31 protein-coding genes are annotated in these 26,237 nt (G+C 36.7%); 14 read left to right on the top strand and 17 right to left on the bottom strand.

Annotated elements, in window-relative coordinates:
• The first annotated feature begins 123 nt into the window (after positions 1-123).
• The 4 genes from BT999_RS02565 to BT999_RS02550 are packed head-to-tail and all read left to right on the top strand — an operon-like array spanning position 124 to position 3,689.
• Complete coding sequence (locus BT999_RS02565) at positions 124-1,149, top strand: SDR family oxidoreductase (protein ID WP_072696205.1); 1,026 nt, start codon at positions 124-126, stop codon at positions 1,147-1,149.
• 11 nt (positions 1,150-1,160) lie between these two features.
• Entirely contained in the window at positions 1,161-1,622 is a 462-nt protein-coding gene (locus BT999_RS02560; RefSeq protein WP_072696203.1) for an acyltransferase, read from the top strand.
• A gap of 8 nt (positions 1,623-1,630) precedes the next feature.
• The gene (locus tag BT999_RS02555) at positions 1,631-2,725 is read left to right on the top strand and encodes a DegT/DnrJ/EryC1/StrS family aminotransferase (RefSeq protein WP_072696201.1); all 1,095 of its coding nucleotides are present in this window, start codon (positions 1,631-1,633) and stop codon (positions 2,723-2,725) included.
• Positions 2,706-3,689: a glycosyltransferase family 2 protein gene (locus BT999_RS02550; protein WP_072696199.1), complete on the top strand. Its 984-nt coding sequence runs from the start codon at positions 2,706-2,708 to the stop codon at positions 3,687-3,689. Before BT999_RS02555 ends, BT999_RS02550 begins: the two co-directional genes overlap by 20 nt.
• Here the strand turns inward: BT999_RS02550 and BT999_RS02545 are convergent.
• The 17 genes from BT999_RS02545 to BT999_RS02465 all read right to left on the bottom strand — a co-directional run bounded on the left by BT999_RS02545 (position 3,686) and on the right by BT999_RS02465 (position 17,739).
• On the bottom strand, positions 3,686-4,924 hold the full coding sequence (locus BT999_RS02545; RefSeq protein ID WP_072696197.1) for an efflux RND transporter periplasmic adaptor subunit: 1,239 nt from the start codon (positions 4,922-4,924) through the stop codon (positions 3,686-3,688). The genes BT999_RS02550 and BT999_RS02545 overlap by 4 nt on opposite strands.
• Before the next feature lie 71 nt (positions 4,925-4,995).
• On the bottom strand, positions 4,996-5,763 hold the full coding sequence (locus BT999_RS02540; protein ID WP_072696195.1) for an exodeoxyribonuclease III: 768 nt from the start codon (positions 5,761-5,763) through the stop codon (positions 4,996-4,998).
• A 37-nt stretch (positions 5,764-5,800) separates the two neighbouring features.
• Positions 5,801-6,958 (bottom strand): GTPase ObgE, encoded by a 1,158-nt coding sequence (gene obgE / locus BT999_RS02535; protein WP_072696193.1) that lies wholly within the window; start codon positions 6,956-6,958, stop codon positions 5,801-5,803.
• 338 nt (positions 6,959-7,296) lie between these two features.
• Entirely contained in the window at positions 7,297-7,563 is a 267-nt protein-coding gene (gene rpmA, locus BT999_RS02530; protein ID WP_072696191.1) for a 50S ribosomal protein L27, read from the bottom strand.
• Between the two features lie 48 nt (positions 7,564-7,611).
• Complete coding sequence (rplU, locus tag BT999_RS02525; RefSeq protein WP_072696189.1) at positions 7,612-7,920, bottom strand: 50S ribosomal protein L21; 309 nt, start codon at positions 7,918-7,920, stop codon at positions 7,612-7,614.
• A 132-nt stretch (positions 7,921-8,052) separates the two neighbouring features.
• The gene (locus BT999_RS02520) at positions 8,053-8,742 is read right to left on the bottom strand and encodes an aspartate/glutamate racemase family protein (RefSeq protein WP_072696187.1); all 690 of its coding nucleotides are present in this window, start codon (positions 8,740-8,742) and stop codon (positions 8,053-8,055) included.
• A gap of 17 nt (positions 8,743-8,759) precedes the next feature.
• Complete coding sequence (gene rfbA, locus BT999_RS02515; RefSeq protein ID WP_072696185.1) at positions 8,760-9,644, bottom strand: glucose-1-phosphate thymidylyltransferase RfbA; 885 nt, start codon at positions 9,642-9,644, stop codon at positions 8,760-8,762.
• 41 nt (positions 9,645-9,685) lie between these two features.
• Entirely contained in the window at positions 9,686-10,477 is a 792-nt protein-coding gene (locus BT999_RS02510; protein WP_072696183.1) for an MlaA family lipoprotein, read from the bottom strand.
• Positions 10,478-10,495: 18 nt separating this feature from the next.
• The gene (locus tag BT999_RS02505) at positions 10,496-11,149 is read right to left on the bottom strand and encodes an MlaC/ttg2D family ABC transporter substrate-binding protein (protein ID WP_072696181.1); all 654 of its coding nucleotides are present in this window, start codon (positions 11,147-11,149) and stop codon (positions 10,496-10,498) included.
• Positions 11,149-11,607, bottom strand: a complete 459-nt coding sequence (gene mlaD, locus BT999_RS02500) for an outer membrane lipid asymmetry maintenance protein MlaD (RefSeq protein WP_072696179.1) — start codon at positions 11,605-11,607, stop codon at positions 11,149-11,151. Before mlaD ends, BT999_RS02505 begins: the two co-directional genes overlap by 1 nt.
• Positions 11,608-11,636: 29 nt before the next feature.
• Positions 11,637-12,491: an ABC transporter ATP-binding protein gene (locus tag BT999_RS02495; protein ID WP_072696177.1), complete on the bottom strand. Its 855-nt coding sequence runs from the start codon at positions 12,489-12,491 to the stop codon at positions 11,637-11,639.
• A 9-nt stretch (positions 12,492-12,500) separates the two neighbouring features.
• Positions 12,501-13,298, bottom strand: coding sequence for an MlaE family ABC transporter permease (locus BT999_RS02490; protein ID WP_072696175.1), 798 nt, complete (start codon positions 13,296-13,298; stop codon positions 12,501-12,503).
• Between the two features lie 53 nt (positions 13,299-13,351).
• Entirely contained in the window at positions 13,352-14,365 is a 1,014-nt protein-coding gene (locus tag BT999_RS02485) for a polyprenyl synthetase family protein (protein ID WP_245790977.1), read from the bottom strand.
• Between the two features lie 50 nt (positions 14,366-14,415).
• Positions 14,416-14,679 (bottom strand): exodeoxyribonuclease VII small subunit, encoded by a 264-nt coding sequence (xseB, locus tag BT999_RS02480; protein ID WP_072696173.1) that lies wholly within the window; start codon positions 14,677-14,679, stop codon positions 14,416-14,418.
• A 15-nt stretch (positions 14,680-14,694) separates the two neighbouring features.
• The gene (locus BT999_RS02475; protein ID WP_072696171.1) at positions 14,695-15,645 is read right to left on the bottom strand and encodes a M23 family metallopeptidase; all 951 of its coding nucleotides are present in this window, start codon (positions 15,643-15,645) and stop codon (positions 14,695-14,697) included.
• Positions 15,646-15,692: 47 nt separating this feature from the next.
• Positions 15,693-17,078 carry an exodeoxyribonuclease VII large subunit gene (xseA, locus tag BT999_RS02470; RefSeq protein ID WP_072696170.1) on the bottom strand — a complete coding sequence of 462 codons (1,386 nt, stop codon included), beginning with the start codon at positions 17,076-17,078 and terminating at the stop codon, positions 15,693-15,695.
• 46 nt (positions 17,079-17,124) lie between these two features.
• On the bottom strand, positions 17,125-17,739 hold the full coding sequence (locus BT999_RS02465) for a protein-L-isoaspartate(D-aspartate) O-methyltransferase (RefSeq protein ID WP_072696634.1): 615 nt from the start codon (positions 17,737-17,739) through the stop codon (positions 17,125-17,127).
• Between the two features lie 349 nt (positions 17,740-18,088).
• Here BT999_RS02465 and BT999_RS02460 point away from each other — a divergent pair, with 349 nt between their 5' ends.
• The 10 genes from BT999_RS02460 (at position 18,089) to BT999_RS02415 (ending at position 26,209) form a co-directional block, all read left to right on the top strand.
• A complete protein-coding gene (locus tag BT999_RS02460; RefSeq protein WP_072696168.1) occupies positions 18,089-19,570 on the top strand; it encodes a M23 family metallopeptidase in 1,482 nt (493 codons plus the stop codon).
• A gap of 151 nt (positions 19,571-19,721) precedes the next feature.
• Positions 19,722-20,504, top strand: coding sequence for a DUF4198 domain-containing protein (locus BT999_RS02455; protein ID WP_072696166.1), 783 nt, complete (start codon positions 19,722-19,724; stop codon positions 20,502-20,504).
• Complete coding sequence (locus BT999_RS02450) at positions 20,504-21,061, top strand: hypothetical protein (RefSeq protein WP_072696164.1); 558 nt, start codon at positions 20,504-20,506, stop codon at positions 21,059-21,061. Before BT999_RS02455 ends, BT999_RS02450 begins: the two co-directional genes overlap by 1 nt.
• A gap of 53 nt (positions 21,062-21,114) precedes the next feature.
• Positions 21,115-21,792, top strand: coding sequence for a cobalt transporter CbiM (gene cbiM / locus BT999_RS02445; RefSeq protein WP_072696162.1), 678 nt, complete (start codon positions 21,115-21,117; stop codon positions 21,790-21,792).
• A gap of 32 nt (positions 21,793-21,824) precedes the next feature.
• Positions 21,825-22,616, top strand: coding sequence for an energy-coupling factor transporter transmembrane component T family protein (locus BT999_RS02440; protein ID WP_072696160.1), 792 nt, complete (start codon positions 21,825-21,827; stop codon positions 22,614-22,616).
• A complete protein-coding gene (locus BT999_RS02435) occupies positions 22,600-23,421 on the top strand; it encodes an energy-coupling factor ABC transporter ATP-binding protein (protein WP_072696158.1) in 822 nt (273 codons plus the stop codon). Before BT999_RS02440 ends, BT999_RS02435 begins: the two co-directional genes overlap by 17 nt.
• 45 nt (positions 23,422-23,466) lie before the next feature.
• On the top strand, positions 23,467-24,246 hold the full coding sequence (locus BT999_RS02430; RefSeq protein WP_143145481.1) for a hypothetical protein: 780 nt from the start codon (positions 23,467-23,469) through the stop codon (positions 24,244-24,246).
• 27 nt (positions 24,247-24,273) lie between these two features.
• On the top strand, positions 24,274-25,074 hold the full coding sequence (locus BT999_RS12265) for a MogA/MoaB family molybdenum cofactor biosynthesis protein (protein ID WP_084650559.1): 801 nt from the start codon (positions 24,274-24,276) through the stop codon (positions 25,072-25,074).
• 37 nt (positions 25,075-25,111) lie between these two features.
• A complete protein-coding gene (locus BT999_RS02420) occupies positions 25,112-25,594 on the top strand; it encodes a NanQ anomerase/TabA/YiaL family protein (RefSeq protein ID WP_072696154.1) in 483 nt (160 codons plus the stop codon).
• A 63-nt stretch (positions 25,595-25,657) separates the two neighbouring features.
• Positions 25,658-26,209 carry a DUF6144 family protein gene (locus BT999_RS02415; RefSeq protein ID WP_218587506.1) on the top strand — a complete coding sequence of 184 codons (552 nt, stop codon included), beginning with the start codon at positions 25,658-25,660 and terminating at the stop codon, positions 26,207-26,209.
• Positions 26,210-26,237: the final 28 nt, after the last annotated feature.

Below are 26,237 nucleotides of genomic sequence, written 5' to 3'. Positions count from 1 at the left end.
AACTAGTCTCAAAGTGGCTTTCGCCAGAAAGAAACTAGTATAAAAAGATGATAAAATAATGCAAAACTCAGGTTTGCAGTGGTCTTATTTCAGAAAAAATCTCTATCAAGTTAGTGAGTATATATGCAAAATTATCAGCAAGTTAAAGACACTTTAAAAAAACAACCCAAAACTTGGCTTATTACCGGTGTTGCCGGATTTATTGGTTCTAATCTTTTAGAAGCCTTGTTGAAACTTGACCAACGTGTTGTCGGGTTTGATAACTTTAGTACGGGTTATCAGCGTAATTTAGATATGGCTTTAAGTGAACTTAGCCCTCAACAACAAAAAAACTTTAAATTTCTCAAAGCGGATATCCGAGATTTAAAGAGTTGCCATGAACTTTGTGTTGGTGTTGATTATGTTTTACACCATGCGGCTTTGGGGTCTGTTCCTCACTCTATTGATGACCCTTTGCTTGCTAACGATTGTAATATTACAGGTTTTTTAAATATGCTTGTTGCCGCCAGAGACGCTAAGGTTAAAAACTTTGTTTATGCGGCTTCTAGTGCGACTTATGGTGATGAGCCAACTCTTCCTAAAAAAGAAGAGCTAATTGGAAAACCCCTTTCCCCTTATGCTTTAACAAAATATGTAAATGAACTTTATGCGGCTGTTTTTGCTGATGCTTATGGGTTTAAGAGTATTGGCTTGCGTTATTTTAATATTTTTGGAAAACGCCAAGACCCAAAAGGGGCGTATGCGGCGGTTATTCCTTGTTGGTTTAGTGCTTTGTTAAAAAACGAAACTGTTTATATTAATGGCGATGGTGAAAATACTCGTGATTTTTGTTATGTTGACAATGTGATTCAAGCCAATATTTTAGCGGCGTGTACAGAGAATAATAACGCCTTTAATACGGTCTATAATATTGCTTTGGGGCGTAGTACAAACTTGAATGAATTGTTTGAAATGATAAAAAAAGAGGTTGTGGCCTATAATCAAAAGGCACAAACCGCACAAGCAGTGCATAGGGAATATCGCTCGGGAGACATAAGACATTCTGTTGCTGATATTAGTAAAGCACAAAATGCGTTGGGTTATATGGCTGAGTATAGTGTTGAAGACGGTTTGGCGCTTGCTGCAAAATGGTATGCGGAAAATTTGTAAGGGTTAATGCCATGAAAATTCATCATCTTGCAGACGTGCAAAGCCCCAATATCGGCAAAAATACTCAGATTTGGCAATTTTGTGTTGTGTTGTCTGGTGCCGTAATTGGTGAAAATAACAATATTTGTGCTAACTGTTTTATTGAAAATGACGTTGTGATTGGCAATAATGTTACCATTAAATCTGGGGTACAAATCTGGGACGGAATTACTATTGAAGATAATGTTTTTATAGGACCAAATGTAACTTTTTCTAATGATAAGTTTCCACATTCAAAAGTTTACCCTCAAGAATTTTTAAAGACAATAATAAAAAAAGGGGCATCTCTTGGAGCGAACGCCACGATATTACCGGGTATTGTAATTGGTGAAAACGCTATGGTGGGAGCAGGGGCGGTAGTTACAAAAAATGTTCCGGCGAATACTACTGTTGTTGGCAACCCCGCAAGAGAAATCAAAAGAGATAAGGAATAGTCATTATTATGATTAAATTTTTAGATTTGCACGCCGTTAATAAACCTTACCAAGCTGAAATTGAAGCAGGCATAAAAGAAATTTTAGACTCTGGTTGGTATTTGTTGGGTAAGCACAACGAAGAGTTTTGTACAAATTTTTCTAGTTATTGTGGAACAAAATATGCTCTTGGGGTTGCTAACGGGTTAGATGCCTTAAATTTAATCATTAAAGCCTATGGTTTTGGTGGCGGTGATGAGATTATTGTTCCCGCAAACACTTATATTGCAAGTATTTTGGCGATATCTCAAAATGGTTGTACGCCCGTATTGGTTGAACCTGACCCCGCTACTTATAATATTAATCCAAACCTGATAGAAGAAAAGATTACGGCAAAGACCAAGGCTATCTTGCCTGTTCATCTTTATGGTCAGGCGGTTGAAATGCAAAAACTTTGGGAGCTTGCGGAAAAATATAATCTGAAAATTATTGAAGATGCCGCTCAAGCACACGGAGCATATTACCAAGATAAAAGAGTCGGCAACTTAGGCGATGCGGCGGGTTTTTCATTTTATCCGGGTAAAAATTTGGGTTGTCTCGGTGATGGGGGGGCGATTACTACAAACGACGAAGCCTTATATTTAAAACTTAAAGCTTTGGCAAATTATGGTTCAAATGTTAAATATGTTAATATTTATCAAGGTGTTAACTCAAGATTAGATGAAATTCAGGCGGCGGTTTTAAATATTAAATTAAAAGGGCTTGATGCGGATAATGCAAAAAGGCGAAAAATTGCAACATATTATCAAAAAAATATTACAAACCCCTTAATTGTAACGCCTTGTTGTATGATTCCTGAGACTCATGTTTGGCATGTGTTTGTTGTAAGAGTAAAAAACAGAAAAAACTTTATGGATTACCTGGAAAAATCAGGCGTGCAAACCCTTGTGCATTATCCTATTCCGCCGCATAAACAACAAGCTTATGCCGAGTGGAATAGTCTAAATTTGCCGATAACAGAACAAATTCACAATGAAGTGGTCTCACTGCCTATAAGTCCCGTGCTTTCAGACGATGAGATGCGAACTGTCGTTGAGGTGGTTAATGCCTATAAAGTCACCTAAAATCTCTTTATTGGCTCCGACTTATAACCATGAACAATTTGTCGGATTTTTTATTGAGAGTGTTTTAACGCAAATAGAACAAGATTTTGAATTAATTATTGTTGATGATTATTCACAAGATAATACCATAAAAGAAGTCGAAAAATTTAACGACAAGCGTATAAAACTTATAAAACACCCTTACAATCAAGGTATAAACAGCGGTTTAAACACAGCTTTTAAAGTAGCACAGGGTGAATTTTGTGTTTTTATCGGAACTGATGATTTTTTAGATAAAAAACATTTAAAATTTACTTCAAAGTTGTTGGAAAAAAATCCTGAATTAGCTGTGTTATATTGCGGCATGCAGGAAATTGACGAACATAATCAGCCGACCAGACAAAAATATATACGCAAAAATCGCTCTAAGTATAAAATATTATATGATAGTTTTATGTTGCATAATGTATTGTTTTCTCCCGGCATGGTGATTAGAAAGAAAGCCTTGGAAACAATTATGCCGTTAAACCAGGCGTTGTTTCAATTTCAAGATTACAGTATTCATGTTGAATTATTGTTAAATTTTAACTGCTATCTTATTGAAGATATTTTAGTTTCTTATCGTTATAGACAAGACGGGCAAAATGCTTGTGCAAGAAATAGTGCGACTGTTACCAGAGAACAACTCGAACAAACGTTTTTAATGGATAAGTTTTTGAAAATTAAAGACTTAGAACTGTTAAAGTCTGTTTTTGGAGAACAGCTCAAAAAATTTGGTGAGCCAACGATAGAAACAATACCATATTTTTTAGGAAGACTGGCTTTAACTAGCAATGATTATTCTAAAAAAGCTTGGGGTTATCAAACTATTTTAAAATTTATTCAAGACGGTAAACTTGATTTGCTCAATAAGCTTTATGGTCTTCAATTTAAAGATGTTTTACGGTTAGCAGAGTCGTTTGATCAACCTATTAAGGATAATTAATCTTTTTTACTTTTTGGTAAAATAAGCTTTGTCGCAACTTCGGTTCCTTCGGGAAGATCAAGCAATAATTCGCTGCGTTCTGTTCCGACTAAACCCAGTTCAGGTTTTAGCTCTGTAATTTTTCCGTTTTTTTCTTTTATAAAAAGAACTTGTTTTCCGTCGACCCATTTTAAGGCGTTATTTGGAACAGACAACACGTCTTTTTTTTGTTCTATCAAAACCTTGGCGTGAGTGGTCATTTCAGGTCTTAAATGTCTTGATTCTTCGGGGGTTAAAGTAACTAACGCCCGATAATAAATTATATTATCTTTGATTTCAGGTTCGGGATATATTTGTGAGATTAATCCGGAGAATTTTTTTTGCGGTACTGAATCAACCCTAAATTCAACAGTCATACCTTTTTGAATTTGACCGACATCGGTTTCGTCAATATAAATCCACATTTCAAGACGGCTTGGATCAAGAATTGTAATCAAGTTTGCAACTGAAAGTCCGGTAACGATAGTTTCGCCTTCTTGAGTCGTAACATCGCTGACAACTCCGTCAATCGGGCTGTAAATTGTGCTGTATGAAAGGCGTATTTCGGCGGTTTCAAGAGTTGCTTTGGCTTTATTAACGTTTGCTTCTGCTTTTGCAAGTTCTTGTTCAAATTCGCTTTTTAAACGCATTAAGGTTGCTTCTCGTGCGGTAACAAGGCTTTTGCTTGTGCTTGCTTTTTGTTTGGCGGAATCAAGGTTATCAATAGCGTCTAATTTTTTTTTCACTAAAGTTTGGGTGCGTTCTGATGTAAGCTTACTATAATCATATTCAGCTTTAGCGGCGTCTAAGTTAGCTTGGGCTTCGGCGATTTGAAGAGGGAAAACGGTTTTTATTTTGTTTAATTCGGCTTCGGCAACTCGCAGTTGTGCTCTGGTATCATGAACGTTAGATTCAAGCTCTCGATTATCAATAACGGCGATAAGTTGAGATTTTTTAACATCATCGCCAACTTTAACCAACATCTTTTCAATAACTCCGGTAGTTCTTGAACCTATTTTGACAATAGCACCCACCTCAGGCTTTATTATGCCTGTTGCTTCCAGCATTTTTGAAACGGTTCCACGTTTAATCGGTTCAGATTCAAGGATTTGTATTTTTTCATTTTTTGGCGAAAAAAAATAAACACCGCCAACTATGATTAATAGAATGCTTAAGATTATGGCTATCTTTTTTTTACTTATAGAAAGTTCTTTCATCGTAATTATATCACTTTTTATAACAGGTTGTTCACGTATGCACTTAAAGTCGTTGTTTGAGACTTGATTGTTTATATATCCAATTCAAGTCCGACAGGGCAGTGGTCAGAACCAAAAACGTTGTTTTCAATCCATGCATCTTTAATATTGTCTTTTAATTCGCTAGATACAAAAAAGTAATCAATTCTCCAGCCAACGTTTCTGGCTCTGGCTTTCATGCGATAAGACCACCAAGAATATAACGCTTTTTCATCATTTCTTACTTGCCTTAATGTATCAATATAACCACAGGCGGTAAATTTGTCGAGCCAAGCCCTCTCTATAGGTAAAAATCCGGAAACACCTTCGTTTTCTTTGGGGCGAGCTAAATCAATGGGGCGGTGAGCTGTGTTAAAGTCTCCACAAACCACAATGGGCTTGTCTTTACGCAGTTTTTCCGCTTGTTCCAAAAACGCATCATAATAACCCAATTTATAATTTAAACGAGTTTCATTTTGTTGACCGTTTGGAAAATAGACATTAAAAAAATGAAACTTTGGATATTCAAGGTGAATTAAACGTCCTTCACCTTGCCACTTAGCGTCTGGCAATTCAAAGGTATTATTCAAAGGTTTTTGGCGTGAAAAGACTGCAACGCCGGAATAGCCTTTTTTTACATGCGAGGCTTGCCAAAAAGCAGAAAATCCTTCGGGGTTGCGTTGCGTTTCATCAAGTTGTTCGGGGTGTACTTTGGTTTCCTGTAAGGCGATAATATCCGCATCGCAGGAATTAAACCATTCCCATTCCGGTTTTGCACTGATTGCTCTAAATCCGTTTACATTCCAAGATACAAGTTTCATGAATTATCCGTTATATTTTAATACGATAAAATTATTTTTAATATTTTTCACGTACCCAGTTAACTTCAACACCGTCTTCATAAATTGTTTCGATGCCGTTGTTGTGAGTGTGTAAAACTTCCGGTAAATTTGGCTCTTTAATATAAAGCGGAACTTCTTTAAAGCGAACCAAGGCTTCACCGGGTTTAAGGCTTTTATATAAACGCCAAAGTTCGTCGGTTAAAGGTTCGAGACCGATGTTTTGTTTAGCAGAAACAAAAAAGATTTTACGCCCGTCTTTTTCGGCTAAGACTTTGAGCTGGTTTAGTTTTTCTTCTGAAACTAAATCAATTTTATTAATTACTTCTACTTGATGTTTATTAGCAAGTTCAGAGTCAAAAAGTCTTAGTTCCGTATTCAACAATTCAAACGCCGCCCAAGGGTCTTCGTAGTTAATGTCTTCAATGCTACAAATATGGACTAAAAAACGATTGCGTTCAATATGTTTTAAAAATCTATGTCCTAATCCATAGCCCGTATGAGCCCCTTCGATTAATCCGGGAATATCAGCAATTACAAAACGTTCGCCCGGATCATATTCGCTGATTACTACCCCTAGGTTTGGCTCTAGAGTCGTAAAGGGATAAGCGGCAATTTTGGGTTTTGCGGCTGAAAGTTTAGAAATAAGTGTTGATTTTCCTGCGTTTGGTAAGCCCAATAAACCCACATCAGCTAAGATTTTTAGTTCCAATCTAAGACTTTTTTCTTCGCCGGGTTCTCCGGGTTGGGCGAAGCGAGGCGTACGCATAGTTGCACTTTTAAAGTGTTCGTTTCCTTTTCCGCCAATACCACCTTGAGCAATGATCACTTCAGAGTCTTTTTCGGCTAAGTCGGCTAATAAAACTTCACCATCAGGGGTCATTTGGTATATTTGTGTTCCAACAGGTAGCTCTAAGATTAGGTCTTGTCCTTTTCGTCCAAAGCACTGGCTGCCTTGTCCCGGTTGACCGTTTTCGGCTTCGTAACGTCTTTTTAAACGAAAGTCGTATAAGGTTAAGAGTTTATCAGAGGCTTTTAAAATAATGCTTCCACCATTTCCGCCATCGCCACCATCAGGCCCGCCTTTTGGCATAAACTTTTCACGGCGAAAAGAAACAGCCCCTTTACCGCCTTTTCCGGCTTTAACCGAAATCATTGCTTCATCAACAAAACGCATATTTTCACCTTAAAATTCTTTGTATATATTATTTAGCTATAACTAATTATAAAAGAAAAAGTTAATTTTCCTGTAAAATTAGTGGCTTTTGTGTCTAAGACTCTCTATGCTGTGATACAGCACATAAAACGATTCAAAAGAACGCAAAACGGAATTTTGCAATGATCTTCTTTTAGTTAAGTCTCTTTTTGATTAATTCAAGTATTAAATGTACAAAGTATATTTTAAACTTATTTACAGAAAAGACAAATAAAAAAAGGGTACAATCTCTGTACCCTAAAAATTATTATCTCAGCCTGATCAAATAAAAATTTAATTCATGCTAAAAAGCTTAAAAGTTAAGCATTAGCGACTACGTGTACTCTTACGAGTTCTTTATTTTTGCGATAATATTTTTCAAATTTTACAACGCCGTCAACAGTAGCGAAAAGAGTAAAATCACGTCCCATTCCTACGTTTTGACCGGGGTGAATTTTAGTTCCAACCTGACGTACAAGGATATTCCCTGAGATTACGGCTTGTCCGCCAAAGCGTTTAACGCCACGTCTTTGCCCCTGACTATCGCGACCGTTACGAGAACTCCCGCCAGCTTTTTTTGTTGCCATGAGCTTTGCTCCTTAAAATAAGACCGAAGTCTTTTTTATAATCAATATTTAAGCAGTGATGCTGCTAATACGTAAAGTTGTATAATCTTGTCTATGACCCTGTTTTTTGCGAGAGTCATTACGACGCCATTTTTTAAACACAACAATCTTTTCGCCTCTACCGTGTTCGACAACTTCTGCTTTAACAGTAGCGTTCGCAACATAAGGAGTGCCTACAGCAAACTGCCCACCACCAAGCATAAGCACTTTATCAATGCTAATTTCAGAACCGGCATCAACAGCGAGTTTTTCAACGCGCAATTTTGTGCCTTCTTCTACTCGGTATTGCTTGCCACCTGTTTCAATAATAGCGTACATTTATAAATCCTCCAACATAAAGAAAAGATTATTTACCACGCTTTTAAAAAAAGTCAAGGGCTTTGTTTGTTGTAGCAAAATAATTTTAAGATTTATGATTTGTATTAAAAATTGTTTAAAAAATTAGTTAGGTTAACTTAAAGCTAGATCAACAGCCGCTTCAGCATGAATAATCGTTGTATCAAACAACGGCATTGTCGTATCGGCTTGTTTTATCAAAAGTCCGATTTCAGTGCAACCAAGAATAACGCCTTGGACGCCGTCTGATCTAAATTTATTGATTAAATCTAAAAATAATTTTTTTGAAGTCTCTGTAATTATGCCTAAACAAAGTTCTTTAAAAATTATATGATTAATAAAATCACGCTCTTTTAAGGCAGGGGTAACAACTTCAATTCCTTTATTTTCTATTATTTTGGAATAAAAATCTTGTTCCATCGTATATTTTGTGCCGAGTAGGGCGACTTTTTTTATGTTTTTTGACAAGATATTATCGGCGGTTACGTCGGCGATATGAATAATTGGTATTGTCAATTTTTCCTGTATCTTATCCGCAATTTTGTGCATTGTATTTGTGCAGATTAATAAAAAATCAGCACTGCCCTTTTGGACATTTAAGGCTGCTTCTGTCAGTATTTGGGTGTTTTTGTCCCAATCACCTTTTGAAAAGTTTTCTTCGAGTTCGTGAAAATCTACGCTGTATAAAACACACTTGGCAGAATGAAAACCGCCTAAGCGTTGTTTTACAATGGTGTTGATAATATTATAATATACGCTGGTGCTTTCCCAGCTCATGCCGCCTAATAAGCCAATAGTTTTCATTACAGTTGCCTTTAACTTTAAAAATCATGTTTGTCGTTGTCATTCACTAAATCTAAAAGATATTTACCATAGTCATTTTTTTTCATGGGTGTTGCTAATTTTATGAGCTGATCGGCGTTAATATAGCCCATTCTAAAGGCAATTTCTTCAATCGCTGAAATTTTTAAGCCTTGTCTATCCTGCACAGCCCTCACAAAAGAAGAGGCTTGGTGCATAGATTCAAAAGTTCCGGTATCAAGCCACGCCACGCCACGACCTAAAAATTCTACTTTTAACTTGCCTTCTTCTAAATAAAGTTTATTTAAGTCAGTTATTTCCAACTCTCCACGAGAGGAAGGTTTAAGCTTTGCGGCGAGTTCTGAGGCTCGCCCATCATAAAAATATAAACCGGTTACAGCATATTTTGATTTTGGCTGTTGTGGTTTTTCTTCAATGCTTATAACTTCTTGGTTGGCGTTAAATTCAATTACTCCATAGCGTTCTGGGTCTTTAACTTTATAGCCAAAAACCAAAGCACCGTCAGTAATTTTTGCACCATTTTGTAATGATTGCCTAAAATTACCACCATAAAAAAGGTTGTCTCCTAAGACTAAACAAGAAGGTTCACCATTTAAAAAGTCTTTTGTGAGTAAAAAAGCTTGTGCCAATCCTTCGGGTTTTGGCTGTTCTATATAAGATAGTTTGAGTCCTAAATGACTGCCGTCATTAAACATTTCTTTAAAACGTGGTAGGTCTAACGGGGTTGAAATTATTGCAATTTCTTTAATGCCCGAGAGCATAAGGGCAGAAAGCGGATAATAAATCATCGGTTTATCATAAACAGGTAAAAGCTGTTTACAAACCGCAGTAGTAATTGGATAAAGGCGAGTGCCTGAGCCTCCCGCTAGAATAATACCTTTCATTTTTTATCCTTTATCTATGAATTAAATTAACTTTAAGCTTGTTATTTTGCTATTTGAGCCCGTCTTCTTTGAATATATGCGTTTCGCATTGCAGAGTAAGGGTCAACAGACATTTCATTTAAGGTGTCAAACTGTTTAATTATTTCGCCTGAGTTATTGACATTTTTTAAGACATTTGCACCGGTTCTTAGTTCCCAAGGATCAACATAATTCACGGGGTCTAAGAAAAAGTCTCCAACTTTCCCAACGGTATCCCTTGGAGTCGAAGGCCCGAGCAAAGGCCAAACGATATAGAAACCTTCGCCAACGCCCCAGTTTCCGAGGGTTTGACCAAAATCTTCGTCATCAGTCTCGACAATGGCTTTTTTATCAGCCGCCGGATCAAAAAGACCGCCGACACCATAAGTTGTATTTAAAACAAAACGCGACATTTCAACACCGGCTTGTTTAAATTTAAACTGTAATAATGAGTTTACAAAACGCACGGGGAACAAAATGTTGTGAAAAAAGTTTCCGACCGAGGTTTGAACAGGGTCAGGTGTAATAAAATCATAAGTTTTATATACAGGTCTTACAACATAATCGACAGCGTAGCTGTTAAATTCAAACCAAAAACGGTTCCAAGGGTAAATTGGATCAGGAATTCCTGTTTCAATATCAGACTCATCAGACTCGTTTAATTGTGGACTAGCTCTTAAAGGTTTTGAATCTTTATCCATTAACTCTGGTTGATTATTTTTTGAGGCACAAGCAGAGAGCAGGGTAATTACGATAAGTAAAACAGTTAAAGATAAGTTTTTTAATCTTAACTTTTTTAAATTATAGCTTTGCATACGGCACTTTTTAACCCTTTAAGAGATATTTTTTTTGTTATTGGCTTCTTTTACTTTTTTGGCTTGTTCGTATACTTTTTGAGTTAATTCTTTAGGTGTCATACCTTTTTGGATCAACTCACGAAACTGTGAGCGATAGTTTTGGACGAGACTTACACCTTCTACAATTATATCATAGACCTTCCAACTATCTTTTTTAAGCATCAGATAATTGATCAGTACATTTTTGTTTTCAGAATTAATAGCGGTCTGAACTTCTATTTTATCACCTTTGCTTGAAGCTATTTCACCTAAATAATTAACTTTTTCGCCTCGATATTCATCAATTTTATCAAGATAAGTATTACGCAACAAAGCGGCAAAAGCGTTATTAAACTCAATCTTTTCTTCCGGAGTAAACTCTTTCCAGATAGAACCTAAAGTGCGAGCAGAAAATTCGTTAAAGTCAAAAATTTCTTTAATATATTCTTCGGCCTTATTAACAAAGGCTTCATTTGTATCTTTTTGTCTAAACCCCGGCTGTTTAATTAGCTCTACAACCTTATTTATGGTAGTTTCCAGCGCTTGTTTTGCATCAGAACGTGCATCAGCTAAGGCTTGAGTCCAAATGAAAAGCACAATAAAGGCGATAAACATTAACCATTGAATTAAAGAATTTCTTGAAATAGACATTATTTTACTCCACCAAAGACATATTTACTTATTAGCGATTCAAGATCAACAGCAGACTCGGTTTGTTCAATTTCATCGCCGTCTGCTAAAATAGTTTCAGAACCGCCGGGGTCTATAGATATATATTTATCGCCAATAAGTCCACTAGTCTTTATAGATGCGATAGAATATTCTGTAAGTTTTATACCTTCTTTTAATCTAAGCTCAACATAAGCCCGACTAGAGTCTTCTTTTTGGATCAAATGAATAGCAGTAACCCTTCCAACGCTTACTCCGGCTATATCTATGCTTGCACCGACTTTTAAGCCTGTTGCCGAGTTAAAAAACGCTTTTACCGTATAGCCGTTATTGCCTATTATTTCCATTTTTCCAAGGCGTATGGTTAAATATCCGACACACAACAGACCGATAATTACAAATATTCCTACTGCGGTGGTTTCTTTTGAATAATTTGTCATAATATATCTCTCTTTTTACCTTCTAAGCGTTATTGTTCTAGCCATTGGTCTATACGTTTTTTTATTTCAGGGTTAATGTTGAGCGGTTGCCCTTCGCTTTGTTTGATTTTTTCAAGGTCAAACTTACGGTTTAAAAATTGGACAATATATTCATTTGTGCTGTTTTTTAAATTATCTTTGCTACCTTCAAAAACCAAGGTTTTATCTGCCAAAAGTAAAACGTGGTCGGCAATTGCCTCCATGCTTGCAAGGTCATGACTTACGACCACAATCGTCATAAAAGGAAATTGGGCTTTTAAACTAAGTAAAAGTCTATCCATTTTTGCCGAGTTAATTGGGTCTAAGCCAGAAGTTGGTTCATCACAAAGCAAAATTTGAGGGTTAACAACTATGGCTCTGGCTAAACCGGCACGTTTTTTCATTCCGCCTGAAAGTTCGCTGGGGTAGTGATTTCCAAAGTCTTCAAGCCCAACAAGCTTAAGTCTTTGAGCAACCAACTCGTTGATCAAAGGTTTTTCTATTTTGATATGTTCGGTAAGAGGCAGGGCGATATTTTCAGCGACGCTAAGCGAACCGAGTAAAGCACCGTCTTGGAACAATACGCCCATGTGCCTGCGTAAACGTTTAAAGTCTTTGTTGGGTAAAGAGAAAAAATCTTGATTTCCCAAGAAAATAGAACCAGAGAGCGGGCGTTTAAGACCTATGATATGGCGTAACAAAGTTGATTTTCCACAACCTGATCCACCAAGAATCATTGTAATTTTTCCCGCCGGAATGGTCGCATTGATATCGTTTAAAACAATATGCTCTCCAAACCCTATAGTAAGTTGTTTTAACTCAATATTCCAAGCTTGTTTTGTTGTGTTTGATATATCTGAACTCATTGGTTTATCCTAAAGCGTAAACGAAGTAATAACATAGTCTGCGATAAGTATCATTACGCAAGAAATAACAACAGCGGAAGTTGTGGCGTTGCTGACTGCCTCCGGTCCTATGCTGTCTGTGCGTTTATGAGTATAATAGCCTTGATAACAGCTGATTGTTGCAACAATCAAAGCAAAAACGATGGATTTTAAAAAGCCGTCGCTGATATCTTTCATATGGACGCTACTTTCTATTTTTGCAAAATATATACCTTGGTTAATTCCGAGCAAAATAACGCCCGTGATGTAACCACCGATAATTCCGATTACGTTAAATAGAGCCGTTAAGAGCGGAAAGGCGATAAAGGCGGCGGAAAAACGTGGTGCGACCAAATAGCCTTTAGGGTTAATATCCATGACTTCCAGTGCGTCAATTTGGTCGGTTATTCGCATAACCCCAATCTCTGCGGCTATTGCCGAACCGGCACGCCCGGTTACCATAATGGCAGTTAAAACAGGGCCGAGTTCTCTAATTAAGGTTAAAGCGACCGCAGCACCAAGTAAACCTTCCGAACCAAATTGCACTAAAGTGTAATAACCTTGTAATCCCAAAACCATGCCGGTAAAAATTCCGATTAAACTGATTACAAACAAAGATTTTGAGCCAATAAAATAAAGTTGATGCAAAAATTTGGGCAGTTGCCTTTTGCCTGTGAACATAAGCCACAAGCCTTCACACATAAACATAAACATTGAACCGGCTTCGTTTATGTAATGAATAGTGGCTTGTCCGACTTTATTGGGGATATATAAAAGAGTTTGTAACATAATAATTTGTTTGTAAGAGTTAAAATTAAAAGTTAAAGTTTGTTGAAGGCATGTTAATTTATGCGTACCAAAATATATTCTGCCATTGAGCGTAAAAACTCAGCGTCTTGCCCTTTATATTCTTGTAGGGCGTTTAAGGCTTTTTCTGTTTCTTGTTTTGCTAAGGCTTCGCTTTTTTCCATGCCGATTAAAGAGGGATAAGTTACTTTTTGGTTTTTAAGATCGCTGCCTGCGGGTTTTCCCAAAACTTCGCTTGAGCTTTTAATATCCAAAAGGTCGTCGGTTATTTGAAAACTTAAACCGATTGCTTCGGAGTAGGTAATAATATTTTTTATATCGTTGTCTTTTGCCCCTGCTAAAATAGCTCCCGAAACACAGGCGGCTTTTATTAACGCACCGGTTTTCAAAGCGTGCATTTGTTTTAGTTCTTCAAAAGAAACCTTGTCTGTTTGTGCTTTTATCTTATTGTTTTTATTTCCATAACCTGTGTATTGCATGTCCAAAACCTGTCCGCCGACCATGCCCGAAGCTCCGATTGCTTGAGCGACACAGGCAAGGGCGTTTAAAAGCAGAACAGGGTTTAACTCTTGAATATTGGCAGACATAAGAAAAAAGGCTTCGCTTAAAAGTCCGTCGCCTGCCAAAATTGCCGTTGCTTCATCAAAAGCTTTATGATTTGATGGTTTTCCGCGTCTTAAATCATCGTCGTCCATTGCGGGAAGGTCATCGTGAATTAGAGAGTAAGAGTGAATTAATTCAAGGGCGGCGGCAAAAGGCAAAACTTTTTCCGAGCTGAGTCCAAACAAAGAGGCACAGCTTAAACAAAGTATCGGGCGTATTTTTTTTCCGTTTCCCAAAAGGCTGTATTCCATTGCTTCTTTTATTCTCGGCGGAATAAAAGTTTTTGGGTTTTGCAATTCCTTAGTTAAAAATATAGATTTTGCTTGAGGATAGCGTTCGTGATTATTTGAGCTGTTGTGAGCTTGTGTTTCAAAAACAAGAGAAAGAAAGCTGTCTATCAGCTTTGTTTTTTCTTTTAAGTTTTGTTTAAATTCGCTAACTTGCACAATAACCTCTATCTTTACTTGATATTCAATGTTTTCTTTTTCTTTAAAAGTTAAGATTCATCAGCTTCTGGATCGCCGGGTTCATCAACTTTAAAAGATTTAAAGCCTTTTTCGGTCAAAATTGAAATTTCATTTTCCGCTTTATCCAAACGCTCTTTACAGGTTTGAGACAAAAACAAACCTTCTTTATATAATAAAACAGCTTGTTCAAGTGGTAAATTGCCTGTTTCAAGGGTTTTAACCAGATCTTCGAGACGTTTTATTCCGCTTTCAAAATCTGTTACTTCGTCAAATTCAGATGATTTCTTTTTCAAAATAAACTCTCTTTATTATAGATCAGGCATAAAAGGGGCGGGGTTTACTGTTTCCCCTAAGACGGTAAAACCAAGGTGGAGGTGTGGACCTGTTGAACGTCCCGTGCTTCCGACCAAGCCGAGAGTTTCTCCTCGTTTAACTATTTGCCCTTCTTTAACAAGAGGTTCGGTCATATGTAGGTAATAAGTTAAAATACCTTGACCGTGGTCTACGAAAACACAACGTCCGGAATAAAAAAAGTCTCCGACCAAGACGACTTTTCCGTCCATACAGGCTAAGATTTTTTCATTTTTTGGGGCACTTAGATCAACGCCTTTATGTGGGTCTTTTTCTTGGTTATTAAAGAAACGACGTAAACCGTAAACACTTGAAACTCGTCCTATTGTTTCCTCTTCTGTTTTTATATATGGAATAGGGCGAGATAAAGGTAGATCCCAGTAACGTTCCGTGCTGACTTTATTGAGGGCGGCTTTAATGATTTTTGCTTCTTTTTTGATGCGTTCTTGTTCTGCTTTATTTGGGCTGACAAATTTTTTGGAAACGGTCAAACGCTGTTCGGGATATTCTTTGTGTTCAACAGCAAAGCTCGCATGGTATGTTAACTTTTTAGAATTATTATCAGCAGTTAAAGTTAAGTTGCGTTGAGTTTCTTTTGTTTTGAGAGGAACAGATAATAAGACTTCTGCGGTTTTTTGTCCGTTTTCATCTTTAAAGATTGGGTTTAGGCTTCTGTTATTCCAAGTTACTTTAACGTTTTGTACGGAACTTTGAGTTGTGAGTTTTATTAAAAAAGGTTCTCCGGCATATACGGTTTGTGGGGCATCAATTTGAACGAGTTGATTATTAGTTGGTTGAAGGTTTTTATCGCTTGTTTTGGCACACGCCGCTAACGGTAGAGCGATAGAAAACAATAAGATCAAAAGATTAAAAGATTTGGGTGTTAAATATTTTTTTAAGGTTTTCATGAAAATATCCGGTATGTTTTTGGGGTGAGTGTTGAATATCTTGTTTTTTATTTTACGACAACGTCAAACTTTCCATCATAAAGTTGAACGTTTAAGGCTTCTCCGCTGTGTACGTTGTTTATGCTTTTTATATAAACTCCATCATTTTTTTGAAGTAAAGCATATCCTCGTTCAAGCGGGGAAAAAGGATTTAAAGATTCCAATTTTAGATTTAATATTTTGAGTTGAGTTGATTTTTGAAGACAATACCTATCATAAAGTTTCGTAAAGTTCAAAGATAAAAACGAAAGTTTTTCTTTGTCCGAGTGGTAAGTTTGAGCGGACAGGCTTTGTTTTAACCGTAGCTCAAGCCAGTGAAGGCGTTGTTTGTGATATTTAAAATTTTGCAGGCAAGCAGAATGTAAACTTCCGCTTTTTTGGCTTATAAGGGCGAGTTTGTTTTTGTTTCTAGTCAGATTTTTTTGAGGTGAAAGCCAAGAGAGTGCATTTTTTAAAGAGTTAAGCCTTTCTTTTTTGAATAAAAATATGTTTTGATGTTTTTGCTCTAAGCGAAGTGTCAACTCATCTAGGCGCTGCATCAATTCATGTTTGTCTGTCCATAAAAGTTGTGCGGCGTGGCTTGGGGTTGAGGCTCTTAAGTCGGCACTCATATCAAACATTGTAAAGTCCGGTTCGTGTCCTATTCCCGCTAAAATAGGAAGTTTGCTTTGAACCACACTTTCGGCCAGTGTTTCATCGTTAAAAGCCCATAAATCTTCTAACGATCCTCCGCCACGGATAACTACGATTAACTCAGCCCATGCTTCTTTATTAACTTTTTCAATGGCTTGTTTTATTTGTGTGGCGGCTTCGTTACCTTGTACCAAAACGGGATATAAACGTATTGTCGTTCCCGTTCCTCTGTTTTGGCTTATACGAAGAAAGTCTTGCAAAACCGCACCCGATGGGGAAGTTAACAAAGCGATTTTTTTTGGGTTTTTGGGAACATTGCGTTTTCGGTTTTGATCAAAAAAACCTTTGCTGGAAAGTTTGCTTTTTAAGCGTTCAAATTCTTCATGTAATTTTCCAATACCTGCCTCTTGAACATATTCAACATTTACCTGATATTGTCCACGAGTTCCGTATACTGCCAGTTTTCCCGCACAAATAAGCTCTTGTCCGTTTTGTATTTTTGACGCTGTATCGGGGGCTTTGCCTTCTTCAAATACTTCGCCGGTAACCAAGTCAAACTTTGGGTTAACGTATCGTTCTTTAAACCAAACCATGGCAATACTTGAGTTTTCGTCTTTCAGAGAAAAATATATGTGTCCGGAAGCGGGGCGAGAGAGATTGGTTACCTGTCCTTTCACCCAAACTATAGGAAAGTTTGTTGTAAGGGCGAGGCGAATCTTGTCGGTTAGTTCGCTTACGCTGAAAATATTGTTGAAATCCATGATTTTTTTTTTGTCTGCTAAGGCTAAATTTTTGGGTTAAGTTTTTTTACCAACCGTGATTGCCAATAAGTTCAACAAAAGAGACTTCACCAAAAGTTTCTTTTGTTATTTCTCCGTTGTTTTTATGTAAAAGAATAAAGTTTTGTTTTTGTCTGTCGTTGCCAATAGGCATAAGTAAGAGACCTTGGTCGGCAAGTTGTTCGAGTAAAGGAGGAGGCACCACGGGACCACCGGCAGTAATCATTATCCTGTCAAAGGGGGCGGCTTCTTTCCAACCTAAAGTTCCGTCAGAAAGTTTTAATAAAGTATTAGAAGTATAACCGAGCTTTGCCAAGCGTTGTTTAGCCGATTGGTGTAGTTCGGGGATACGTTCTATTGAAAAAACATTTAAACCAAGCTCAGCCAAAACAGCCGTTTGATATCCGCAACCTGTTCCTATCTCCAATATTTTCAACCCTTTTTGCGGTTGTAAAATTTCTGTCATCCAAGCCACGACAATCGGACGTGAGATTGTTTGACCCGAACCAATAGGCAGGGTAAGGTCTTCGTATGCTTGCGAGGTAAGTGCTTCTTGCACAAAAAAGTGTCGCGGTACTTTTTGCATGGCGTGTAAAATAGCTCTATTTCTGATGCCGTTACGCATAAGCTGTTCGTGTACCATGCGTTCGCGACTTTTTTTCTGGTAATCTGTTAACACGGCTACGGACTTTCCTTATTTATATAATGTGGTTAACATAGTTATTTAACTTTTATAAAATTCAACTTGAATTATCTAAATAAATGTGAGAATATTTATAGAGTATTTCTTTTGATATGACAATTATCTTTTGCAAAATAATATTTATGTTTTTTTGTTGTGTTTTATTAAAAGGTTAACTTGCTTGTTTTATTTGTATAATTCCAGATGGTTACTTTGTTTTATCATAAAAGAAAAAAGTTTTTATATATTGATACAATTGTTTTTAAACGTGTTTAGCTTTTAGGTTTAATTAAAAATTAAGGGTTGTTTTATGTCAAGATCACGTCGTGGCGGTTTCGCTTCTGTTTTAATCGGGCTTTTTCTGCTTGTTGTTTTGGGTATTGTAGTTTTCCTTATGTTTAAAGATAATACGATTCCCGAGGTTAGTTTAACGCCAAAAACCGCTTATACTTCTCCGAAACAAGAGTTTACTTTAAAAGTAAGCGATGTTGATTCTGGCGTTCAGTCTGTTGTTGTTACCGTTAAAAAAGGTGATAATATTTCTACTGTTTTAAATCAAGTATTCAGCCCTGCGGTAAAAAGTCAAGAACTTAAATTTTCTTTGGCAGACACAGGTATAAAAGACGGTAAGCTTGAACTTGAGGTTGTTGTTAACGATAGTTCTTATGCGGGGTTTGGGCGTGGAAATAAAAACATAATTAAACTGCCTTTAACAATAGATATGACTCCTCCTCGTTTTGAGGTTAAAACAATGCCCCCTTATATTAGAAAGGGAGGAACGGCGTGTGCTGTTTATAGCGTGAATAAAGATACGGCATCAACAGGAGTTAAAGTCGGAGATTATTTTTTTGAAGGCTTTAAACAAGCGAACGGAGACTATTTGGTGTTTTTTGCTTTTCCTTATCATATGACTCCAAATGAGTTTTCTCCCCAGTTGATCGCAGAAGATTTAGCGGGCAATATCGGAAAAATTCCTTTGGCGGTTAATCGTATAAATAGAGAGTTTAGAAAAGACAATATCCCAATTACAGATAATTTTTTAGATACCAAGATGCCTGAATTTGAACAGGATATTCCCGGAGAAATGACTAATCTTGAACGCTTTTTAAAGGTAAATAGTGAACTTAGAAAGGCAAATCAAGATACAATTAGAGCTTTAGTTTCCAAGACAAACCCCGAACCATTATGGACAGGCGTGTTTTTACGTTTGCCCAATGCGGCAACCAGAGCCGGCTTTGCAGATCATAGAACTTATATGTATAACAATCAAAAAATTGATGAGCAAACCCACTTGGGTCAAGACTTGGCTTCTTTGGCTCAGTCTCCGATTCCTGCGGCAAATAACGGTATAATCGTCTTTGTTGGTTCGCTTGGTATTTATGGACATTTAGTCGTTATTGATCACGGTTGCGGACTTCAAACTTTATATTCTCACCTGAATGATTACAGTGTTGAAGTAGGGCAGGCGGTAAAAAAAGGCGATATTATCGGACGTACTGGAAAAACAGGTATGGCGGCCGGCGATCATTTGCATTTTGGTGTTACTGTCGGAGGAATAGAAGTTATGCCGCTTGAGTGGTTTGACCCTCATTGGATAAAAGATAATATTGTCGATAGAGTAAACAGTGCCGGCGGGTCAATGCAACCTATTACCGTTTTGCCTGATATTTATGCGACTCCGACTGCTCCGCCTGCAAACTCTGATAAAAAAGCAACAGATAAACCAGATAAAAAAGCAAAGAAAGCTACAAAAAAAACTACAGAAAAGAAAAACAAGAAAGCAACCAACTAGTTGATAATATACTTGTTTGCCTTTTGTGAACACAGTTTAAACAAAAACCTTGTAAGTAAAAAAATACTTATGAGGTTTTTTGTTTGACAAAAAAACGCTTTGTGTTACGTTTTTGAAAAATAGTAACACGATGTTTGTTCGGGAGGTTTTTATGCGTTCTTTTAAGTTAGGTTTATTATTATCTTTAGTTTGTTTATTTAGCTTTTCAGTGCCAGCTTTTGCTCATGAATTTATTATTAAACCTGATAACTTTTCTCCAAAAAGCGGAGAAGAAATAAAGGTAGAAGTGCAGGCGGCTCATGTATTTATGGAAAGTGAAGAAGCCGAACCTTTAGAAGATGTTGCGGTTTATTTATTACAAGACAAAAAAGAAACGCCTATATCTTTTAAAGAGAGTAAAGACGGACATTCCTTAGTAGGCACGTTTAAGTTGCCCGAAGATGGAGCCGCTATTTTAGTTGGGCATCGTACCAGAGATATTGTCAGTAAAACAACGGAAGGTTTTTTAGACGGCGGGCGTAAAGAACTAGAAGCTCAAGGCAAGACGGTTTTATCTGTAAATAAATATGAAAAATACGCTAAAACTTTTTTAAATACTCAAGTAAAAAGTGAAATGTTTTCTCGTGCTTTGGGTCAAGAACTTGAAATTGTTCCTGTTAGTGATTTAAGTATGTTAAAAGTTGGTGATTATCTAGAGGCTAAACTACTTTATAAAGGAAAAGCTTTAAGGTCGCCGGTTTGGGCAACTTATGACGGTTTTACTAAGGAAAGTAATACTTACGCCTATTATACCGAATCAGAAAAAGATACTTTTAAAGTTAAAATTACTCACCCCGGTATTTGGATGATACGTTCTGAACACACGGCAAAACAAACAGGAAAAGACGCTGAAAATCATGTTTTGCGTACTGTTTTAGTGTTTGAGGTGCGTTAATGTTTGCTTGCGTTAAGTTTAAACTGGTTTTGATGTTCGTTGTGTTATTTTGTTTGGCCCATACTCCTAATGTTTTGGCGCATGGTATAGGCTATACTCGTTTAACGGATCAGAATGTTGTGAGCCTTGAATTTAACTATTCTTCATCAGAACCGGTTTCTTACGCAAGTATTAAAATTTATCCTCCTAAAGGTTCCGGTTTAGTTCCGGAACAAGAAGGGACAGGCGGAGCAGGCGGAGGCGGGCAAGAAATTGAATTTCAAAACGGGCGTACAGACGCTTTAGGGCGTTTTAGTTTTTTGCCTCCTGTTGACGGAACTTGGACAGTACGCTTAAAAGATGGTCAGGGACATGCGAGCGAAGTTGTTTTAGAGATAAAACGTATGGAAGAAAATGAAAAAAATGTTTCAGCACAAGTGCAAGAGACTGAAAATAATAAGAATATTTCACCTTATAAGATATCGTTTAGAATAGCAATTTTTGGTTTAAGCTTGTTTTTAAATCTGATGTGTTTATATTATTTTATTAGTTACATTATTAAGCGTAAAAAAACTTAACGCCAAAACTTGATTTATCTAAGGTTATTGACTGCTTTTCGTTTGGAGAAACAATGCATATCAGCGAAGGAATTTTATCTGCACCTGTGTTGGCAGGAGGGTGGGGAATAAGTATAGGTCTTTTGGCTTATAGTCTGAAAAAAACTGAACTTAAAGACCTACCGAAAGCGGCGGTTTTTGGCAGTGCCTTTTTTATTGCCTCTTTAATTAAAGTGCCTATAGGTGCGAGTTCGGCACACTTTGCCTTACTGGCTTTAATGGGGCTTACGCTTGGTTATGCTGCTGTTCCTGCGATTTTTAACGCATTGTTTTTACAGGCGATTTTATTTCAATTTGGTGGTCTTTGGGCTTTGGGGGTAAATACGGTTATTATGGCTGTTCCGGCTTTAGTGAGTTTTTGGTTATTTCAAAAACCTTGTTTAAATTATTTGGCAACTCACTCTAAAAGTTCACAGCCTCTTACTTTTAACTTAAATACGGTTAAAGGTCTTTTTTGGGCATTTTTTGCGGGTTTTAGTGCGGTTTTTTTCGCTGTTGTTTTAGTGTTCTTTATGCTACTTTTTAGTAATGAATTATTATTAAAAACAGCTTGGCTTTTTGCTTTTAGTCATTTACCTTTGGCTTTCTGTGAGGGGTTGGTTACAGCCTTTGCGGTGGGTTTTTTGGCAAAAGTTTCACCGAGTTTGTTGTCTACTTCCAACTTTGAAAGCGTTACTGTGAAAGGTTTTTGATTTAATAGCTTGTATTTTATAAATAAAAGATTATGGAACTAAACGAAAAAATATTTTGTACGCCTCAAGCGTCTTTTTTATTAAACTTTGACCCAAGGGCAAAAATTTTAGCAACCTTGTTTTTAAGTTTAGCCGTGGTTTTTTCGGTGCGTTTGAGTTTTTCGGCGGTTCTTTTGGCTTTGGCTTTTGTTTTGGCGTTCTTTTGTTCTGTTAATTTTCCGCGTTTATTTAAGATGTTGTTGACTGTAAATTTGTTTTTAATTTTTACTTGGTTGACTCTACCTTTTTCTTTTTCTGAGATAAACGGAAATATTCACTTGTTTTCATCTTTATACCTTGACTTAAATGGTTTTTATTTTTGTCTTTTGACAACGTTGAAAGTGAATGCGACGGCAGTTTTTTTGTTTGTTTTTACTCAAGGCTTAGATTCTGCGACTTTGGCGAGTGCGTTACAATCTTTAAGGGTTTCACCAAAATTATGTACTGTCTTTGTGATGATGTGTAGGCATGTTATTATTTTAATTGAAGAATTTATATGCTCATTAAGAGCTTTACGTTTACGCACGAAGCATGATAGTTTGTCTTTGACTTTTGTTAAAAGAATAAAACGCAATCTTAAAACCTATGCTTTTTTTATTGGTTCTGTGTTGGTTCAATCTGCCAATCGTGCCGAAAAAGTACGTTTTGCTATGTTAACTCGTGGTTATACTTATATTTTTAACCCTTATCTTAAACTTAATTGGGGTATAAAAGAGAGCTGTCTTGTTGTAGGCAGTTTGATACCATTTTTAAGCATTATTTATCTCAATGTCGCTAACTCATAATTTAAACACACAAAAAACAGTATTAGATGATAAGCTTTTAGCTGTAAAAGATTTATGTTTTTCATATAACGGAAGCTTAAACTCAAATACTTGTCCTAACAACTTAGCTCAACATTACGGCGAGTTAAGCAATATAAGTTTTAGTTTGAAACGTGGAGAAAAAGTTGCCTTGGTGGGTGCAAACGGTTCGGGTAAGTCTACTCTTTTATTGCTTCTTTCCGGTTGTCTACACCCTCAACAGGGTAGCATTATTTTAAACGGAGAAGATGTTACTTCTCAAGTTCACTTGGCTCGCAAGCATGCCGCTGTTTTGTTTCAAGACCCTGATAATCAACTGTTTATGCCGTCTGTGCGTGAGGAGTTATTGTTTTCTTTGGCTCATTCCGAGCTTGAAGATAAACTTGACAAAACCCAGAAAAAACAGGCTGTTGATAAAATTTTGGAAAAACTTGGTATTGAACACTTATCCGAACGCCCTCCGCATCATTTGTCAGTCGGAGAAAAAAAACGTGTTGCCTTAGCGAGTTTATTAATTACAGACCCCTTATTGTTGCTTTTAGATGAACCGAGTGCGGCGCTTGACCCACGTTCAAGGCGTAAGCTTTTGGAAACTTTAAAAGAGTTAGATACCGCTTTATTGATGGCAACTCATGACCTTGATCTGGCGTTGGAGTTAGCTGATAAAGTTATTGTTCTGCATGAGGGAAAAATTACGGCTGAGAGCAAAATTCCCGGAATATTGGTTGATGCTGTTTTTTTGGAAAAAAATGCTTTGGAATTACCTTTATCTTTGTTAAAATCTTGATTATCATCATACGGGATCATCAATATGTTTTATAAAGGGTTTGTTATGAAAAATTTATTTATTTTTTTATTTATGTCGTTATCTTGTTTTTTAGTTTTAAAAGAAAATGTTTATGCTACTGAAAGTGTTAAAGAACAAAGTGGAACGGCAAATAAAACTTCTGGTGAAAAAGAGATAGATTCTAAAACTCAATCGGCTTTAAATATGTTTAGCGATCTTTATGTTGATTGTTTAAAGGCTGCCAACTTTTCTCGTTATTATGTTTCCGATAAACTTTTAACGCCCGAAGAAGCTGATAAAATGTGTGGAACTATCATGGATAAAGCACAAGAAGCACTTGCTTTTTCAGCATTTTCTATGGAACAGATAAAAAGTATTTTAGAAGATACCAAGGCAAAAGCCTTTGAACTTTTTCAAAAAGAACAAAAGGCTGAGCAATTAAAAGAAAATAAAAATCAAGATAAAAGTGGAATAGAAAATAAAAGCTCCGGTGAAAAAGAGATAGATCCTAAGACTCAATCGGCTTTAAATGTGTTTAGCGATCTTTATGTTGATTGTTTAAAGGTTGCCAACTTTTCTCGTTATTATGTTTCCGATAAACTTTTAACGCCCGAAGAAGCTGATAAGATTTGTGGAACTATCATGGATAACGCACAAGAAGTTCTTGTTTTTTCAGCATTTTCCATGGAACAAATAAAAAATATTTTAGAAGATACCAAGGCAAAAGCCTTTGAGCTTTTTCAAAAAGAACAAAAGGCTGAGCAATTAAAAGAAAGCGGTGAAAAGACTAACAACTCTACCAAAGATGATACTGTAACACTCTAACTTAACTATAAAAAGAAGATAAAACTTATGTATGATTGTTATTGTTACACGACAAATAATTTGATTAAAGGACACAGTCTTTACTTGACTGCCGTTCCGTATAGTGAAGATATTTTAAGCGTGAATTGCCCTCTTGAGCTGATTAATAAGACGAGCATAGGAGATATTTTGGTTTTTCAGGATATTCCTCTGTTTCGAGTTTTGGCAAAAATTTGGCATAATGCTTCAGATAATATTTCACGCCTTGTTGTTTTGGTTGAGATTTTGGTTGATTTTCAGTTTAATTCTCAGGTCGAGTCGCCGACATCTTTGACTTTAAGTATACAAAAAAACGGTTATAGTCTTGCTGTTGTAACTCTTTCCGATAAAGGGGCAAAGGGAGAAAGAGAAGATACAAGCGGACCTCTTATTGAAAAATTAGTACAAGACAAGTTGCCGTTACGCCATTCAAAGGGTTATATTTTAAGCGACGAAAGCGAGTTGTTAAGAGTTTTGCTTAGTGATTTGGCGTTAATTCAGAGATATGACTTGATTATTACAACCGGAGGAACAGGCGTAGGACCGAGAGATATTACGCCTGAAACCATGAGTAAAGTTTTGGATTGTGAATTGCCGGGCTTTTCTGTTTCTATGTTGGTGGCTTCGCTTAGTAAAACGCCTCATGCCGCTATTTCTCGTGCAAAAGCCGGCTTGATCGGTAAAAGTCTCGTAATTAACCTTCCCGGTTCGCCAAAAGCGGTTGAAGAAACTTTGAGTGTGGTTTTACCGGCAATAAAACATACTATTGATAAGGCGCAAGGCGATCCAGCCGATTGTGCCGTAAAATAAGGTTTTCACGTATTATTTTATACTGACGGGGGTTTTTATGATTGTTGGATTTTTAAATAACTGGCAGGCACACAAACACTTTTATCCCAAACTGTTTGATGTGGCATTTCAATTTATCGAATCACAAGATGTGTTTAAACTGGCAGATGGTAAACATCAAATTATCGGTAATGATTTTTTTGTTATTCGAGACACAGTTAGAACTGCTGATAAGATTCATAAAAATAGCGAAATACATAAAGACTTTATTGATATTCAGGTTTTGTTGAGCGGAAAAGAAAGCCATATATATTGCAGTCAAACACCGTCTATTCCAAGTTTAGACGATCAGTTTGAAGCAAAAGACGTGGCGTTTTATTCTCATGACCCACTGGCAAACGTTATTAACTTAACAGCGGGGCAGTATGTTATTTATTTCCCCTATGAACAACACGCACCTTGTTGTAGTACGGAAGATTCGGAAGCAATTCATAAGCTTATCTTTAAAATACGGGCTGATTTAATTAAAAGAGACGAATAAAAAGGTGGTAGCATAAAAACTCTACCATTAAATATTACTAAACATAGGTGGATTACAGTAGGTATGGTGTCTGATAATAGAAAAATTCAAGAGCAGCTTATATTTAAAGCTGTCAAATCAGCAAGCGATGAGTTAACGGCAACAGAAATTGTACACGGTATACAAGGGCAACATTCTTTAGAGGATGATAAAACTTGGGTAAAGTCCACCATGAGCAGGCTAGAGAGCAAGTTTGACAAACCTACCGTCAAACATATCAGAATGAATTGTCAGTGTGGACAAGAGATGGATAAAAACTTGGCACTAGTACAAGAATTGTTTGAATCATCGGCTAGTTTGGATGAATTTGCCAATCAAGAAAAAGCAAAGGCAGCTGGACTATCGGCTGTAAATGGAGAGCTTTACCTCCAATTTCCATTTTGTCCTTGTCCGATACTTGCTGACGTGGAAAAGCTTGATACGGATACCTGGTGTCAATGTACCACGGGGTACAGCAAAGTTCTTTTTGAGAAAGTCTTTGGCTGTGAGGTCATGGTTGAGCTATTGAAAAGTGTCAAAATGGGCGATGATATATGCCTTATGAAAATCATCCCAAGTGCATCTATTTGGAAGTAGACAAATAGAAGACGAATTGATAAACCTA

Source organism: Desulfovibrio litoralis DSM 11393, from assembly GCF_900143255.1.
In the GTDB taxonomy this organism is placed as follows: domain Bacteria; phylum Desulfobacterota; class Desulfovibrionia; order Desulfovibrionales; family Desulfovibrionaceae; genus Frigididesulfovibrio_A; species Frigididesulfovibrio_A litoralis.
Note: the sequence above shows the minus strand (reverse complement) of the source record. Positions and strands in the feature narration are given on the sequence as shown.

What these genes read in the sequence shown, in the direction of transcription:
- BT999_RS02495 (WP_072696177.1), bottom strand. Translation starts at nt 12,491, where the DNA reads ATGAGTTCAGATATATCAAACACAACAAAACAAGCTTGGAATATTGAG.
- BT999_RS02455 (WP_072696166.1), top strand. Translation starts at nt 19,722, where the DNA reads ATGCGTTCTTTTAAGTTAGGTTTATTATTATCTTTAGTTTGTTTATTT.
- BT999_RS02560 (WP_072696203.1), top strand. Translation starts at nt 1,161, where the DNA reads ATGAAAATTCATCATCTTGCAGACGTGCAAAGCCCCAATATCGGCAAA.
- BT999_RS02510 (WP_072696183.1), bottom strand. Translation starts at nt 10,477, where the DNA reads ATGCAAAGCTATAATTTAAAAAAGTTAAGATTAAAAAACTTATCTTTA.
- BT999_RS02555 (WP_072696201.1), top strand. Translation starts at nt 1,631, where the DNA reads ATGATTAAATTTTTAGATTTGCACGCCGTTAATAAACCTTACCAAGCT.
- BT999_RS02465 (WP_072696634.1), bottom strand. Translation starts at nt 17,739, where the DNA reads ATGGTACACGAACAGCTTATGCGTAACGGCATCAGAAATAGAGCTATT.
- BT999_RS02475 (WP_072696171.1), bottom strand. Translation starts at nt 15,645, where the DNA reads ATGAAAACCTTAAAAAAATATTTAACACCCAAATCTTTTAATCTTTTG.
- cbiM (WP_072696162.1), top strand. Translation starts at nt 21,115, where the DNA reads ATGCATATCAGCGAAGGAATTTTATCTGCACCTGTGTTGGCAGGAGGG.
- BT999_RS02430 (WP_143145481.1), top strand. Translation starts at nt 23,467, where the DNA reads ATGAAAAATTTATTTATTTTTTTATTTATGTCGTTATCTTGTTTTTTA.
- BT999_RS02505 (WP_072696181.1), bottom strand. Translation starts at nt 11,149, where the DNA reads ATGTCTATTTCAAGAAATTCTTTAATTCAATGGTTAATGTTTATCGCC.
- rpmA (WP_072696191.1), bottom strand. Translation starts at nt 7,563, where the DNA reads ATGGCAACAAAAAAAGCTGGCGGGAGTTCTCGTAACGGTCGCGATAGT.
- BT999_RS02450 (WP_072696164.1), top strand. Translation starts at nt 20,504, where the DNA reads ATGTTTGCTTGCGTTAAGTTTAAACTGGTTTTGATGTTCGTTGTGTTA.
- BT999_RS02520 (WP_072696187.1), bottom strand. Translation starts at nt 8,742, where the DNA reads ATGAAAACTATTGGCTTATTAGGCGGCATGAGCTGGGAAAGCACCAGC.
- BT999_RS02415 (WP_218587506.1), top strand. Translation starts at nt 25,658, where the DNA reads ATGGTGTCTGATAATAGAAAAATTCAAGAGCAGCTTATATTTAAAGCT.
- mlaD (WP_072696179.1), bottom strand. Translation starts at nt 11,607, where the DNA reads ATGACAAATTATTCAAAAGAAACCACCGCAGTAGGAATATTTGTAATT.
- BT999_RS02550 (WP_072696199.1), top strand. Translation starts at nt 2,706, where the DNA reads ATGCCTATAAAGTCACCTAAAATCTCTTTATTGGCTCCGACTTATAAC.
- BT999_RS02440 (WP_072696160.1), top strand. Translation starts at nt 21,825, where the DNA reads ATGGAACTAAACGAAAAAATATTTTGTACGCCTCAAGCGTCTTTTTTA.
- BT999_RS02540 (WP_072696195.1), bottom strand. Translation starts at nt 5,763, where the DNA reads ATGAAACTTGTATCTTGGAATGTAAACGGATTTAGAGCAATCAGTGCA.
- rfbA (WP_072696185.1), bottom strand. Translation starts at nt 9,644, where the DNA reads ATGAAAGGTATTATTCTAGCGGGAGGCTCAGGCACTCGCCTTTATCCA.
- BT999_RS02545 (WP_072696197.1), bottom strand. Translation starts at nt 4,924, where the DNA reads ATGAAAGAACTTTCTATAAGTAAAAAAAAGATAGCCATAATCTTAAGC.
- xseA (WP_072696170.1), bottom strand. Translation starts at nt 17,078, where the DNA reads ATGGATTTCAACAATATTTTCAGCGTAAGCGAACTAACCGACAAGATT.
- rplU (WP_072696189.1), bottom strand. Translation starts at nt 7,920, where the DNA reads ATGTACGCTATTATTGAAACAGGTGGCAAGCAATACCGAGTAGAAGAA.
- BT999_RS02565 (WP_072696205.1), top strand. Translation starts at nt 124, where the DNA reads ATGCAAAATTATCAGCAAGTTAAAGACACTTTAAAAAAACAACCCAAA.
- BT999_RS02460 (WP_072696168.1), top strand. Translation starts at nt 18,089, where the DNA reads ATGTCAAGATCACGTCGTGGCGGTTTCGCTTCTGTTTTAATCGGGCTT.
- BT999_RS02420 (WP_072696154.1), top strand. Translation starts at nt 25,112, where the DNA reads ATGATTGTTGGATTTTTAAATAACTGGCAGGCACACAAACACTTTTAT.
- obgE (WP_072696193.1), bottom strand. Translation starts at nt 6,958, where the DNA reads ATGCGTTTTGTTGATGAAGCAATGATTTCGGTTAAAGCCGGAAAAGGC.
- BT999_RS02490 (WP_072696175.1), bottom strand. Translation starts at nt 13,298, where the DNA reads ATGTTACAAACTCTTTTATATATCCCCAATAAAGTCGGACAAGCCACT.
- BT999_RS12265 (WP_084650559.1), top strand. Translation starts at nt 24,274, where the DNA reads ATGTATGATTGTTATTGTTACACGACAAATAATTTGATTAAAGGACAC.
- BT999_RS02435 (WP_072696158.1), top strand. Translation starts at nt 22,600, where the DNA reads ATGTCGCTAACTCATAATTTAAACACACAAAAAACAGTATTAGATGAT.